This window comes from Novosphingobium sp. 18050 (assembly GCF_902706195.1).
GTDB lineage: Bacteria > Pseudomonadota > Alphaproteobacteria > Sphingomonadales > Sphingomonadaceae > Novosphingobium.
Genome location: NZ_CACSJO010000001.1, coordinates 45,368 through 58,992 on the forward strand (window position 1 = coordinate 45,368; position 13,625 = coordinate 58,992).

Consider the following 13,625-nt stretch of genomic DNA (forward strand, 5'->3'; position numbering starts at 1 on the left):
CCTTTCGCGGTCAACCTGAGGCTTGCGATGCTGGCCCGACGGCGATGCTGTAGGTTTCGCCCAGTTCCTCGATCACGCTGGCTTTGAGAGCGGTGCGAAACTCGACACCGACCTTGTCCGGCAGCAGCCACCGGACCTCGGCCTCGATCGGCTTGAGATGGGCCACCCGCAGCTGCACATGCTCGCCGCACGCGAAGCTTTCAGAGCTGCCGACGATGCTGCAGCCGCCTTGCGAGATATCGCCCAGTTCGACCGGAAAGACGTGCCACCGGGTCTTGCGGCAGCGTGCCTGAAGCAGGACCGTACGCCGTGCGTTCAAACGGTCGCCGTTGTCATTATCCTGCACCTGAATGCCCCTGTTGCCGCCTTGGCAATCGCCCTAGCAGCCAGAAGTAAACCCGGAGTTTCAACGCTCGCCGTTATCGTCCTGTTCGGCCTCGGCGGGAGGAACGCCGGTGCCGGCGATTTGCGCATCGATCGCCTTGGCCTTGTCCACGATGGTTTTGTTCGCCGCGTCGTAGCGTTCCTCGAAATCCGGCTCGCGCTTACACCCCCCAAGCAGGGCAGCAAGCGCGAGAACCGAGATCAGGACCTTGCGCATCAGTAATCCTTCTTGATGCGCACGTTGACGCTGTTGACGCCCGAACCGCCTGCCTGACTTAGGACCGAGAGCCACTTGGTGACACTCACTTCCAGCTGCGTGGCGGTAAAGCCGCGGGCGTCGGTGATCAGTTCGACGTAGATGTCATCCGTCAGGTACTGCCCGGCTGCCACCGCCGTACCGCGCCCGCTGGCCTCATCGGGGCCAAGGATGCGCAAACGGTCGATTCCCGCCGCAGAGCGCAGCTTGCCGAGCGGGTTGAGGCCGCCACCAGTGCTGTTGAGCGAATTGAGCGAGGATGCCAGCTGCACGGCCTGGAGCGCCGAAAGGTTGGCGATCGAACTGCCGAACAGGATGCGCGAGAGCACTTCGTCATCCGGCAGGCTGGGATCGGACGAGAAGTCGATCTGAGGGTTCTGCGCACGGCCCGACACATTCACGTTGACGGTTACGTCCTCGACATCGTCGGTAGCGGTGATCGCCACCGTCGGATTGAACATTTCACTGTCGTTGAACGAGATCAGGCCATCGGTCAGTTCGAACGAGCGGCCGGCGAAGCCCAGCGTGCCACGCACCAGATTGACCTGGCCAGCGACATTGGGAGCCGCGCTGGTGCCGGTGATCTTGAAACGGGCGCTCCATTCCGATTCGAGACCCATGCCCGAGACATAGAGCTTTTCCGGCGCCCGCAAGGTGAGGTCCAGCCGCACCAGCGCGAAAGCGCTCGCGGCCTTGGGTGCGGTTTCATCGCCGGTGATACGCTGCGGTCCAACGGGTGGCTTGAAGCGGACCCCGGTCAGGCGGGGAACCTGCGCGGCGCCTTCTCGCACGATCTGGTAGCGGGTTTCCGGAAGCCTGATCTCGCCTGAGAGCAGCGCCGCCTCTCCGGCTACCTTGGTAAAGCGCAGCGAACCCGTTGCAGTGGCGGAAAGCGCATCACTGCGGGCGAGGCGGGCACGGTCCAGCTTGACGCTAAGGTCCATCGGATAGCCGGCATCCGCTGCAAGGCTGACCTTGCCGCTCGCGGTAACGGTGCCATCGCCGGCCTTGGCGGTCAGCGAGGTTAGTTCCAGCGTGTTACCAGTGAACTTGCCCGCCAGCGCCATCGAGCTGAGCCGGGTGCCATAAGCCTGGTTCTCGTAGACCATGTCGCGGCCCTGGACGACGCCGTTGATACATGGATCGGAGACGCGGCACGAGAAGTCTGCGGCAAGCCCGATCGGGCCTGAGAGCGTCTGCCCTGGCAGGCCGGCGAAGGAGAACAGCGTGTCAGCAGGACCGTTGTAGCGGATACCGCCGCCCAGCGTGGCCTGCATCAGGCGCGTCATCCAGGGGCCATCACCCGGCGGTAGCGGCTTCAGGCTGGCGACCATGCGGCCAATCACCGTGCCCCGGCGGCGGAATACCGTGCGGGCTTCTGCACCGTCCGGGAGAAGCTTGCCGACGAAGTTGATGTCGACCGGCTGGCTGACCGTGCTGGAGCTGGTACGGGTGAAGTTGCTGAGCGTCAGACGGGCATCTGCGCGCGGGAAGGCGGCGGCGCTGGCTTGCTCGAAGTCCAGACTGCCGGTCGCCTTGCCGCCGATACCGTATCCCGGCACGAAGGCGTTCACGAACGCCATGTCCACGCCCTCCAGCCGGCTCTGCACCTTCATGCCCTCGCCGTATGAGCCGGCCAGTTGGATGCTGCCGCCGCCGAAGGCGATGCTGGTGGGGAGCAGTTCGTAGCCATCGCCCTTGGGAACGATACGGGCGGGCGAGGAGGTCTTGACGTCGAGGCCGCGTACCCGGCCCTGCAGCGCCACGCGCCACAGTTCGGGCTGAAGGTCGGCATTGAGACCAAGGCGGAACGGCACGCCGCTGACGCCTTCGATCAGGCCCTTGGCCTTGCCGCGCCCGTCGCGGTAATCGACGATGAGACGCGCAGCCGCAAGGTCGAGAGCGCCCACGCTGGTGCCGGCGATCTGTGCGTCGGCAACGATATAGGGCTTGTCGTAAAGCACCGCGCGCCCATCGACGATGGCGGACCCGATCGTGAGCTTTGCGGGGCCCTGGAACGTCGCATCCTTCACCCGCAGGTTGAAGTCGGCCGCCTGGTATTTGCCCTCAGCATCGAGGCGGACGAGACCGCCCACCCCGTTGCCGTTAGCGGTCAACTGGCCCGCGAACGGCCCGGCCGGTGTCTGCACCAGCCGTCCGGCGAAATCGACACCTGACAGGTTCGCCTTGTTGATCTGTACCGAAACGGCCTTGCCGAGGCCGAGGTTCACATCTGCGGTAAGCGGACCGTAGTCGGTATCCGCTTTCGCATCGAGGCGGTAGCCACCTGGCGCGCCGGTGATGCGCGCGTCGAGATTGGCGAGGCCGATGCCGAGTCCCGGACGTTCGGCCGTGACATGGGCATCGGGGTTCTGGATGGTGCCTGTCACCCGCACACCAAGCGCGCCATACTGGCTGGACGTTCCATTCGCGGCGAGCGAGATACGCCCGTCGGGGGACCAGCTGCCCTGCCCGCCGGTTACCCGCAGCAGCGGCGCGGTCAGGCGTACGGCGGAGAACCGCGCAACGCCGTCGGAACCGTAGCGGACGTTCGAAGAGGCCGAGAAATTGCCGCCCAGGTAAGTCTGCAGGCTGTCGTTCAGCAGCTTCGTCGAGCGCGCCCGCACCGTGCCCTGCAATGCAAAGCCCTGTGCCTCTGTCTTGAGGTCCATGTTGGTGCTGATGTTGAAGATACCGACGCTGTCGACACGGTAGTTGTCGATCTTGCCGTCGATCGCGCCTGTATAGAGACCCTTGCTCATGTCTGCCGCAAGCAGCAGCTTCGCATCGATGCGATCGGAGCGGATGCGCATATTGTCCGAAAGGACGCGCGTACCGTCGATCGCGAGGTCACCGTTGAGCGTTACGTTGGCAAGAGTGCCCCCCGCCACGGTATCGAGACCGGTGATGCGGCGCACACGTGCGGCGACCGGGATCTTGATGTGGGCTCCGTCGACCTTCGCCGCCCCGTTCGCGGTCAGGTTTTCCAGCCCCATGTCATTCATGACGATGCGCGTGGCGGCGATCTGGTAATCTACGTTGGGCGCGGTGAAAGCCCCGTCGAGCGCAAGGTTGGCGCTGACCCCGGCACCGCTCAGGTTCTCGGCGATGGCCGAAGGCTTGAGCAGGACGAATGCGAGCTTGAGGTCTTCGAACCTGTTGGATGACAGGTCGACAAGTCCGTTCGGAGTCAGGTTGAAAGCATCGCTGGAAATCATGCCCGAGAGCTTCGCGCGGCGCTTGTCGAATGCTGCTGTCAGGTCGACGCTCATGACCGGGCCGAGCAGGTTCGCGGTCGGGCCGGTGAACATGCGCGCGATGTGGGTCGGGCCCTTGATCGTGAAAGTGCCGTTGCGCGCGCTCAGGGCCAGCCGCGCAAGGTCGCCGTCGCCCAGATTCGCGGCAAGGTTGCCGTTCCATGCCGTCCAGTCGCCCTTGCCGGTCAGCTTGAGGGTCGTAGGCTGGGTAAGGCCGGCCAAAGTAGCGATAAGGCCGCCCTTAGGCGCCTCCATGTCGACCGCGAGGTTGAGGCGGTTACGCTCGGGGATCGCGTCGAGGACTGCCGTGAAGCGGTCGCCGCCGCCCTTGCCTTCGACGGCGATAGTGCCGCCTTTGGCGTCGATCTGCGCGCGGCCGTCGGCGATGTGGGCGCGGCCCGACACCGTCATGATGCGGCGCTGGCCGGACACTGGAGGCTCGGCGATGAAGCGGTCGATGCGCAGGGTGCCGACGTCGATGTCGAGATCGGGCAGCAGCGGAGCATCGCTCGGCGGGGTGTCGCGGAACTGCGGCGAACGGCGCAGGACGACGCGCTGCGCGGTGGCGCTGCGCACGTCGACGTGGTTTTCGAGGTAGGCGAAGGGGCTCCAGTCGACACGGATCTCGGGCGAGTACAGGAATTCACCGCGCGGATCGCGGACCGACAGGCCTCGCAGGATCATCTTCCCGTAAAGCGAACCGTCGATGCGGGCCACGGTGATCCGCATTCCATTCTCGAATTCGAGCCCGGCGATCTGGTCGGCAACGAAGCGGCGGCCGGGTCCGGTGTTGATGCCCAGCACCACGGCGATCACGAAGGCCATGACACCCAGCACGATGAAGGCGACGGTCTTGAGCGCCCTCACCCGAACCTTGCGCCAGCGAGAAGGGCCGGCGGGTGCGATTTCGGCTTCGGTCGAGACGGTATCCACCTGCGATTCTGCGTCCTGGTTCTTGTCGTCGGCCATCAGAACGCCTGCCCGATCGATACGTAGAGGTTGAAGCGCGATTCGCCCGGCTTTCGGGCGATGGGGGTAGCGATGTCGAGGCGCATCGGCCCGAAATTCGTGTAGAAACGCCCGCCGATACCGACGCCGTAGCGCAGATTGTTGAACTGCGGTGTCGTTTCGCGGTAGGCTTGGCCAGCGTCCACGAAGGCAACCACGCCATAGTTGCCGAAGCGGTAGCGCGCCTCGAACGATCCTTCGTTCAGGCTGCGCCCGCCGACCGGATTACCGTCCGGTGCCTGCTCGCCCAACGCCTGGTAGGCGTAGCCGCGTACCGAACCGCCGCCGCCGGCATAGAGCCGCCGCGAAGGAGCGATGTCGAACAGGCCCGCCCCCTGGATCGTCCCGAAACGTAACCGGCCCGCCAGCACCAGGCTGTCGTTGATCGGGTAATAGGTCGAGGCGTCGATACGTGCTCGCACGTAAGGATCGAAGCCCCCGCGCACGGTCGCTTCCGGCTGCACAAGTGCGGTCGCGCGGAACCCCTTGGTCGGGTTGAGCAGATCATCGGATGTATCGAAGCCGACCTGACCGTTCACGCCCGCAACGTAATAGGTATTGCGCTTGCGACCGCCGGTGGCTGAGTCGTAATCCGTTTCGGCCGTACCCAGGAACTCGACGCCGAAGGCATAAGTATAGCGCTTCTGCCAGATCGGCGTGGAGTCCCGCGCGATACGCGCCGCAAGACGGCCGGTGTAGGCGCTGTAAGCATCGTAATCGTTGTGGAACGCCTCTGCGACGATCTCCAGTGTACGATCGCGCTTGCCGTCGTTGGAGCGGCGGAAGGTAACACCTGCGCCCTGCTGCCGGGTGCCGGCAATGGCATGGGCGATCAGCGCACCCTCAGGCGGGAACATATTGCGGTGGGTCCAGGTCGCCTGCGCCGTTATGCCTTCACCGGCAGCATAGCCCAGCGAGCCGGCGATGGTACGCGGCGGTCCGGCGTCCTGCTTGACGTGTAGGGTGACGTATTCGGTGCCGTCGCCCGCATCCTCGCCGGTCTTCTGCGGCTCGACCGCCACGGTCGAGAACAGGTTCGTGGCGACAAGCGCCTTGCGCAGATCGTCTACCTTGCGGCTGTCGTAGATTTCGCCACGCTTGAAGCGGGACAGCACCTGAACGTGCTTGGCGTCGAAAGCGAGATCGCCATCGGTGACGAAACCACCGAAGCGGCCACGCGGGCCAACCGTGACCGGCAACGTATAGACGCCTTCGCCGGTAGCCTGATCGAGCAGGATATCGCGCTCACCCACGGCGGCGAAAGGATAGCCGTTCTCCGGCAGCGCCACTGCGATCTGAGCTTCGGCGCCCTGCACCCGCTCGGCAACGATCGGCTCGCCGACCTTGATCGCGAAGTTATCGGCCACAAGATTGGCCGGCTCGGTCGGATCGGACTTGAGGATGATATCGGAGAACACGTAACGCTTGCCGGGGGTCACCGCGATCACCGCGCCCAGCGCGGGATTTGCCTGATCGGTAGGCGGCTCCAGCCGGGTCCGCACAACCGGGCTGTACCAGCCTTGCGAGGCCAGTACCGTTTCCATGAGCTGGCTGTCCTCGGTCAGGCGTGCGGATACCATCGCGGTATTGGCAGCCTTGCCGTGTCCCTTTTCAAGCGCGGACAGTGCCTTGAATTCGCCCTTGAGGTCGGTATCGCTTTCCTTGTCAGCAAGGTCGAGCCCCTGCAGATCGAGGTGATACCGGACTTCGACGTCTTTTTCGTCCTTCGGCGCATCTTCCGCGAACTGGACAGGCGCAACCTCGAACTGGTCGAGGGGGGGAAGCGGCGCGGCCAGTTCCGTGTCGCGAACCGGAGCGTCGCCGACTTCCTCGATCGCATCACCGTCACCAAGCGCGGCAACACCAAGCGGGGCGGCCTCGCCCGTTTCAGGCTTCGCGCCGGACTGCTCACCTGCGAGCCGCCGCTCGAAAGCGTCGATCGATTCGAGCGGTTTGTTCAGTTCGGCGTCGTCGGCCGCGTCGAGCGGCGGCACGGCAGCGTTGAACTCATCATTCGGAATGATGGGGTCGACCTGCGGCTGAAGCGGCGGCTCGGTCGGCGGCGGCGGCACCGGCACCTTGCCGGCTTCCAGCTCGACAGGGGGAGCGTCGGCAGCGCGATCCGGCATTGCGGCGTCCTGCTTTGCCTGAGCGGCGGTCTTGTCCGGCGCATCCTGCGCCGCGACGGGAACAGCGACCGACGTTGCTGCAACGGCGAGAGTGAAGGCCAGCACCCCACTTGCGCAACCATCACGCAAACGCAGGGAACAAGCCGTCCGGTGGTCAATTAGCCTAAACATGAGCAACGCGACGAATCACCCCTTTACCCGACCGAGATGCCCGGCCTCTCCTGAAAATGCCTATCGCACTGCAACAGCGAAAGTTCCCTCGTTCACACAGGCCGATGATGAATAACGCAAATTCGACCGAAGATGAACCTCGCTCGGCCCCTTCCGAGCCTCCGGTCAAAGCAACGCCTGGCGCGGATGCGAACAGCCCCTGGACCATGCCTATGGCAGCCTGGGTACGGGTCATCAAACGGGTCTGGGTCATGGTCGGCTTTCATGAGCTGGGGCTGCTATCCGCCGGACTGGCGTTCTACACCTTCCTCGCGCTCACTCCGCTGATTGCCGCGACCGTCATGGTCTATGGTCTCGTCGCAGATGTGGGCATGGTGCGCAAGCAGATGGCCAGCATCGTCGAGGTTGTCCCCGCCGACGTTGCCCACCTGCTGGAAGAGCAGCTGATGCGGATCATCTCGACCAATTCCGGCGTGACCGGCATCGCGCTCGTCATCGCGTTGTTCTTCGCGGTTTACGGCGGCATGCGCGCCGCCGGCGGAATGATGAGCGCGCTCAACATCATCAACGAAGAACGCGAGACGCGCGGCTTCTTCGTAAAGACCTTTCGAACCGGCGGCCTTACCCTCGCGGCGGTCCTGCTGGCACTCACGGGCGTACTGTCAGGCGGCGTCTTCGCGTGGCTCCAGATACAGACCAGCGTCTACCTTGGCGACGTCACGCAGTTGCTCTTCAAGATACTCACCTGGGTCTTTGCCATCGCGCTGGGCAGTTCAGGTTTCGCGCTGATAATGCGCTACGGCCCCGACCGCCGCCCTGCCAAGTGGCGCTGGTTGGCACCCGGTTCGCTACTGGCGACTTTGCTGTGGCTCGCGGTGTCGTTCGGCTTCTCGCTCTACGTCGCCTATATATCGGACTATAACGCCACTTACGGCTCGCTCTCGGCTATCGTGGTGTTCCTGATGTGGCTCTTCCTCTCGGCCTACGGTGTGCTTCTGGGCGCATTGCTCAATGCCGAGATCGAGCGCCAGACCTTCTGCGATTCCACCATCGGCCCGGCCCGCCCGCCCGGCGAGCGCGGGGCGGTGCTGGCGGACGTGGTTGACGACGGCCTGCCTTCCGCAGAACAGCTGGAAAAGCGCAAGCGCCGCCGCGCCGAGGCGGAACGGCACCGGGCGGACAGAATATTCAGCGCAAAGCCGTGATCTCGATCGGCCTGCGCGCGGCATCGAGCCTCACGATGAGATTGGCGCGGTCCGGCATCTCCGCCAGAATATGGCGGGTGAGCCGCTCATAGTGGCTGACAAACCGAGCGATCTCAGGCGCACTCATCACCTGTGCCCCTGCCCCCAGCCGCGCCGCCAGTTCCTCTTCCTGTTGCAACCGCCAGCCTCGCACGACAGCAAAGTCAGGCGCGGCCAGAAGCACCAGCCGGTCGATCCGCGCGAATAGCTCTGCATAGCCCCCCGCCAACGCCGCATTAGCGAAGCTGCGCCAGATCGCATCGGGGTCCTCCTCGCTTTCCAACGCGTTGACAGGCCGGACCAGTGTAACGGGCGGCTGGGCGCTGGCTCCGACGCACCAGCCTTCCAGCAACAGCACTTCGCAGTCTGCCGGAGCCGCTGGCCAATTTTCTGTCGGCTCCCGGTCGTCGCAGGACTTGTCGAAACGCGGCAATGGGCTTGCCTCGCCCCGTTCGAGGGCCGCAATCACCGCCAGGCCCAGCGCAACGTCATGGGTGCCGGGAACCCCGCGCGTCGCGAACAGGGGATGCACCCTGTCGGCAAGATCCTCCCGCTCGGCGCGGGTCAGGTAGATATCGTCGATGGACAATACCGCGCAGCGCAGGTCCTGCGCCCGGCATGCCTCCAGCACTGCTGCGGCAAGGGTAGTCTTGCCCGACCCCTGCGAGCCGCACAGGCCGATGACCACTGGCCGGTGCGCCTTCTCCGCAAGCGCCTGCCGGACCTGCGTCATTACCCCATCGACGACGCGCGGATCAGCACTTCCTCCATGAGCCATCGACATCACTCCCGGTCCTTCCCGCCGACCTGTTCGCCCCGCTCCGCCTAGCAAGAAGGGCAGGACCTGGCGAGCATTGCGCCCACATCGTGCCCGCGATGACCCGGCAAGGCAGTTGATGCCAATGCCCCGGAGCGCCTAGCTACAGCGCAACGAAATGGGGGCTGCATCGAACCCGCGCCCGTGTGAGAGGAAGGTCAACAAGATGAGTGATATTCTCGGCTACAGCGGCAAGCGCGTGATCGTGAGCGGTTGCTTCTCGGGCATGGGCGAAGCGACCGCGAAACTGCTGGTTTCGCTTGGCGCCGAAGTCCACGGCTTCGACTTCAAGGAAAGCAGCGTGCCGATGGCCTCGTTCACGCAAATCGACCTGCGCGATCCGGCCACCATCGAAGCTGCGGTCGCCGGCGTAGGCGGCAAGGTGGATGCGCTGTTCAACTGCGCCGGCCTTCCCGGCGGCGGCGGTTTCCCGCCTATGGACACGATGAAGGTCAACTTCCTGGGCACCCGCCACCTCACCGAGCAGGTCGTCCCGCTGATGGGAGCAAAGGGCGCCATCGTCTCCATCGCCTCCACCGGGGGCCTGGGCTGGAGCCGCCGCATTCCCGTGCACATGCAGCTGCTGGCGACCCAGGGTTTCCAGGCCGGTCTCGAATGGTGCGAAGCCAACCTTGATCAGGTGGCCGAGGGCTATGCCTTCTCGAAAGAAGCGGTGATCGTCTGGACCCAGTTCATGGGCGCGCAGCTCATCAAGAAGGGCATCCGCATCAACTGCTCGCTGCCCTCGCCCACCCAGACGCCGATGATGGCGACCTTCCATGCGACGTCGGGCAAGGAAGTCGTCGACGCCGCCGCCGAACCGCTCGGCCGTTACACTACCGCAGAAGAGCAGGCCGGCCCGCTGGTGCTGATTAACTCCGACCTCGCAGGCGTCGTCAACGGCGTGGTCCTGCCGGTTGATGGCGGTTTCATGGGCGGCCTCGCGACAGGCCAGGTCGATATCACCAAGATGATGAGCGCGGCAAAGAAGCAGGACGCCTGACGCCGCCACTTCATACAGCAGCCCACGTCGCAGGGTGACACCGGGTTTATACGGTCACGAAACAGATGACCGGAAACTGTCACCTTGCACGCGGAGCAAGACGGCGACCTGTCGCAGTAAACGGTATGACCGAAAATGGATTGTGCGGCCGGCCTGACGGGCTATCGCCTTTTGATCCGGCGTGAACGACAGGGCAGAAGGCGAAGCGATGGACGAGGCGGTACTCTACGAAATCGACGATGAAGGCATCGTCCTCCTCACCCTCAACCGGCCTGCCTTACGAAATCCCATCTCCGACCCGAAGGTGATCGAAGCCTTGCTCGCCGCCCTCGCCCGCCTCGAAGCCGACCCTGCGGCACGCGTCGCGATCCTGACCGGGGCCGGCAAGGGCTTCTCCTCGGGCGGAGACATCAACCAGATGAAGCCGGGCGGCAATCTCAACGCCGGCTCTCCGGCAGCAACCCGCCTGAACTACAAGCGCGGCATCCAGCGTCTGCCGCTGGCATTCGCAGCGCTTGAAGTGCCGGTAATCGCGGCTGTCAACGGCGCTGCCATGGGTGCAGGCTGCGACCTCACCTGCATGTGCGACCTGCGTATCGCGGGCGAAAGCGCAAAGTTTGCAGAAAGCTTCGTCAAGCTCGGCCTGATCGCCGGCGACGGCGGTTCCTGGCTCCTGCCGCGTGTCATCGGCTGGTCTAAGGCGGCCGAAATGGCGCTGACAGGCGATCCGATCGACGCGGCCGAGGCGCTCGCCTGCGGCCTCGTCAGCCGCGTTGTCCCGGACGGCGACCTGCTGACGGCTGCCCATACCCTCGCCCGCCGCATCGCCGCCAATCCTCCACACGCAGTGCGCATGACCAAGCGCCTTTTGTGGGAAGGTCGCCGCGCCGATCTGGCGTCGCTGCTGGAAATGGCCTCCGCGATGCAGGCCGCCGCCCACGCCACAGCAGACCACGAGGAAGCCGTGACTGCTTTTCTCGAAAAACGACCGCCTCAATTCAAGGGCTCTTGATTTCAATGTGAGCCAATCTTATCCATCACACATCATAATGTGTGAATGGACATTTCAATGGCTACCGATGTGATCGACAAGGTGCGCAAGCTCGTTTCCGAGGGCGGCATGAGCAAGGCGGGCCTTGCTCGCGCCGCCGGTCTCCACGCAAATACCCTGCGCGACTGCACCGAAGCAGACTGGAACCCCACCGCCGATACACTCGGCAAGTTGGAGCGCGTCCTGTTCGCCAACGACGACCGCGAAGTCCTGGTACCCATCGAAGAGATCATCGACGAAGCGCGCAACGGGCGCATGTTCATTCTCGTCGACGATGAGGACCGCGAGAACGAGGGCGACCTCGTCATCCCCGCACAGATGGCGACCCCCTCCGCCATCAATTTCATGGCAACACATGGCCGCGGCCTGATCTGCCTCACGCTCACCACCCAGCGCGCCGACGAACTCGGCCTGGACCTTATGAGCCGCAACAACGGCACCCGCCACGAAACCGCCTTCACCGTCTCGATCGAAGCGCGCGAAGGCGTCACCACCGGCATCTCCGCCGGTGATCGCGCCCGCACTGTCTCGGTCGCTATCGACGGCACCAAGACCCGCGACGATATCGTCACCCCCGGCCACGTCTTCCCGCTGCGCGCCCGCGACGGCGGCGTCCTCGTACGCGCCGGCCACACCGAAGCGGCAGTCGACATCTCGCGCCTCGCCGGGCTTAACCCCTCCGGCGTGATCTGCGAGATCATGCGCGATGACGGCACGATGGCCCGCATGGACGACCTGGTCGGCTTCGCACGCATGCACGACCTCAAGATCGGCACGATCCGCGACCTCATCGCCTATCGCCGCCGCCATGACCGCATGATCGAGAAGCGCAACGAGATATCCTTCCACTCGCGCAACGGCGGCGACTGGATCGCACGCACCTACTTCAACCGGGCGACCGGCGACGAAACCGTGGCGCTGGTCAAGGGCCGCATAGATCCCAACCAGCCCACCCTGGTTCGCATGCACACGCTTTCCCTCTTCGCCGACATTTTCGGCGAAGACACGGGCAACCGTTCCGAACTGCTCCAGCGCTCGATGAACATGATCGCCGAGGAAGGAACCGGCGTTATCGTCGTCATCAACCGGCCGATGAACAAGCTGATGTCGAAGGTAATGGACATCAAGCAGGAGTTCCGCGCCGGCGGCACCCCGGATCTGGAGGAGCTGCGCGATTATGGTGTTGGCGCGCAGATTCTGGCAGAGCTTGGCATCCACGACATGGTGCTGTTGACCAACACGCACCATTCCCTTGTCGCGCTGGAAGGCTATGGGCTGAATATCGTCGGCGAGCGTCCTATCGTCGACACTATCGAAGGATCGAACTGACCATGGCCCGTTTCCTTATCGTTGAAGCCCGCTTCTACGACCATCTCAACGACATGCTGATCGCGGGCGCGAAGGCCGCTCTCAAGGCCGCCGGACACAAGGCCGAGGTCATCACCGTCCCCGGCGCGCTGGAAATTCCGGCCGCCATCTCGCTCGCCGACGCCACCGGCGATTATGACGGCTACGTAGCCATCGGCGTCGTCATCCGCGGCGAAACATATCATTTCGAAATCGTCGCGGGCGAAAGCGCTCGCGGCATCATGGCCCTGACCATGGACGGCATCCCCATCGGTAACGGCATCCTGACCGTCGAGAACGAAGATCAGGCTCTTGTGCGCGCCGACTCAGCGCAGAAGGATAAGGGCGGCGAAGCTGCGCGCGCAGCAGTCGCCCTCTACGACCTGAAGGAACGCTTCGGCGCCTGAGACTCCGGGTCAGAAAAAAGCCGGCGCCCGCAAATATCGGGTGCCGGCTTTTTTGCGTCCAATATACTATCAATATGGTAAGTATAAATACTTACCGCTATCAAAATAACCCACCCAACCTCACAACGGTTCATCTTTACGCAAGTCAGTAATGATAATTCGCTCTCGGCAAATTGTTCACATCTAGGACATTGCCAAATTCGCGGTTTTCAATCCTCCGCATTGGTGTAGTCCCAATTCAACTATCTCCGATTTTGATCTGAAATGGAGATATCTTTAATTATAATCAACGCCATCCATAATGGCGGGGTCGCTAACCAAGGCTCGGGGGGTTCCGGGCCCAGGTACAGGGGTATCCCTTACCCGTTGGAGAACACTTGGGTGAACAAGGACGAAATTGCGAAGTCGCTACTGGCGGAGCTTGAAGCACGCCTAGTCGACATGGAAGCACTAGGGGCGCTGGTATCAGCCGCGCATCTCGAAGCGGCAATCGAATCGCTATGCCGGGAGTTTGACCTCCCCCGCGAAGCATCCAATACGGATTAGGCTAA

The 13,625-nt window shown here is 63.8% G+C and carries 11 protein-coding genes; 6 read left to right on the top strand and 5 right to left on the bottom strand.

Annotated features, from left to right (window positions below; genetic code table 11):
* Positions 1 to 10 precede the first annotated feature (10 nt).
* Genes GVL61_RS00220 through GVL61_RS00235 form a run of 4 tightly spaced genes read right to left on the bottom strand, consistent with a single transcriptional unit; the run spans position 11 to position 7,139 of the window.
* Entirely contained in the window at positions 11 to 346 is a 336-nt protein-coding gene (locus tag GVL61_RS00220) for a PilZ domain-containing protein (RefSeq protein WP_159975667.1), read from the bottom strand.
* Between the two features lie 60 nt (positions 347 to 406).
* Positions 407 to 601 (bottom strand): hypothetical protein, encoded by a 195-nt coding sequence (locus GVL61_RS00225; RefSeq protein WP_159975668.1) that lies wholly within the window; start codon positions 599 to 601, stop codon positions 407 to 409.
* Positions 601 to 4,866 carry a translocation/assembly module TamB domain-containing protein gene (locus GVL61_RS00230; protein WP_159975669.1) on the bottom strand — a complete coding sequence of 1,422 codons (4,266 nt, stop codon included), beginning with the start codon at positions 4,864 to 4,866 and terminating at the stop codon, positions 601 to 603. Before GVL61_RS00230 ends, GVL61_RS00225 begins: the two co-directional genes overlap by 1 nt.
* The gene (locus tag GVL61_RS00235; protein ID WP_368667095.1) at positions 4,866 to 7,139 is read right to left on the bottom strand and encodes an autotransporter assembly complex family protein; all 2,274 of its coding nucleotides are present in this window, start codon (positions 7,137 to 7,139) and stop codon (positions 4,866 to 4,868) included. The genes GVL61_RS00230 and GVL61_RS00235 overlap by 1 nt, the downstream gene beginning before the upstream one ends.
* Positions 7,140 to 7,417: 278 nt before the next feature.
* Here GVL61_RS00235 and GVL61_RS00240 point away from each other — a divergent pair, with 278 nt between their 5' ends.
* Positions 7,418 to 8,410: a YihY/virulence factor BrkB family protein gene (locus GVL61_RS00240; protein ID WP_235037470.1), complete on the top strand. Its 993-nt coding sequence runs from the start codon at positions 7,418 to 7,420 to the stop codon at positions 8,408 to 8,410.
* Here the strand turns inward: GVL61_RS00240 and GVL61_RS00245 are convergent.
* Positions 8,394 to 9,182 (bottom strand): zeta toxin family protein, encoded by a 789-nt coding sequence (locus GVL61_RS00245; protein ID WP_159976583.1) that lies wholly within the window; start codon positions 9,180 to 9,182, stop codon positions 8,394 to 8,396. The genes GVL61_RS00240 and GVL61_RS00245 overlap by 17 nt on opposite strands.
* 250 nt (positions 9,183 to 9,432) lie before the next feature.
* Between GVL61_RS00245 and GVL61_RS00250 the strand changes: the two genes are divergently transcribed.
* The 5 genes from GVL61_RS00250 to GVL61_RS00270 all read left to right on the top strand — a co-directional run bounded on the left by GVL61_RS00250 (position 9,433) and on the right by GVL61_RS00270 (position 13,620).
* Complete coding sequence (locus GVL61_RS00250; protein WP_159975672.1) at positions 9,433 to 10,269, top strand: coniferyl-alcohol dehydrogenase; 837 nt, start codon at positions 9,433 to 9,435, stop codon at positions 10,267 to 10,269.
* Positions 10,270 to 10,477: 208 nt separating this feature from the next.
* Positions 10,478 to 11,281 carry a crotonase/enoyl-CoA hydratase family protein gene (locus tag GVL61_RS00255; protein ID WP_159976586.1) on the top strand — a complete coding sequence of 268 codons (804 nt, stop codon included), beginning with the start codon at positions 10,478 to 10,480 and terminating at the stop codon, positions 11,279 to 11,281.
* 57 nt (positions 11,282 to 11,338) lie between these two features.
* Positions 11,339 to 12,649, top strand: a complete 1,311-nt coding sequence (ribB, locus tag GVL61_RS00260; RefSeq protein ID WP_159975673.1) for a 3,4-dihydroxy-2-butanone-4-phosphate synthase — start codon at positions 11,339 to 11,341, stop codon at positions 12,647 to 12,649.
* 2 nt (positions 12,650 to 12,651) lie between these two features.
* The gene (gene ribH, locus GVL61_RS00265; RefSeq protein ID WP_159975674.1) at positions 12,652 to 13,074 is read left to right on the top strand and encodes a 6,7-dimethyl-8-ribityllumazine synthase; all 423 of its coding nucleotides are present in this window, start codon (positions 12,652 to 12,654) and stop codon (positions 13,072 to 13,074) included.
* A gap of 381 nt (positions 13,075 to 13,455) precedes the next feature.
* Positions 13,456 to 13,620, top strand: coding sequence for a hypothetical protein (locus GVL61_RS00270; protein WP_235037471.1), 165 nt, complete (start codon positions 13,456 to 13,458; stop codon positions 13,618 to 13,620).
* The last annotated feature ends 5 nt before the right edge of the window (positions 13,621 to 13,625 follow it).

What these genes read in the sequence shown, in the direction of transcription:
- GVL61_RS00225 (WP_159975668.1), bottom strand. Translation starts at nt 601, where the DNA reads ATGCGCAAGGTCCTGATCTCGGTTCTCGCGCTTGCTGCCCTGCTTGGG.
- GVL61_RS00240 (WP_235037470.1), top strand. Translation starts at nt 7,418, where the DNA reads ATGGCAGCCTGGGTACGGGTCATCAAACGGGTCTGGGTCATGGTCGGC.
- ribH (WP_159975674.1), top strand. Translation starts at nt 12,652, where the DNA reads ATGGCCCGTTTCCTTATCGTTGAAGCCCGCTTCTACGACCATCTCAAC.
- GVL61_RS00245 (WP_159976583.1), bottom strand. Translation starts at nt 9,182, where the DNA reads ATGACGCAGGTCCGGCAGGCGCTTGCGGAGAAGGCGCACCGGCCAGTG.
- GVL61_RS00250 (WP_159975672.1), top strand. Translation starts at nt 9,433, where the DNA reads ATGAGTGATATTCTCGGCTACAGCGGCAAGCGCGTGATCGTGAGCGGT.
- GVL61_RS00230 (WP_159975669.1), bottom strand. Translation starts at nt 4,866, where the DNA reads ATGGCCGACGACAAGAACCAGGACGCAGAATCGCAGGTGGATACCGTC.
- ribB (WP_159975673.1), top strand. Translation starts at nt 11,339, where the DNA reads ATGGCTACCGATGTGATCGACAAGGTGCGCAAGCTCGTTTCCGAGGGC.
- GVL61_RS00255 (WP_159976586.1), top strand. Translation starts at nt 10,478, where the DNA reads ATGGACGAGGCGGTACTCTACGAAATCGACGATGAAGGCATCGTCCTC.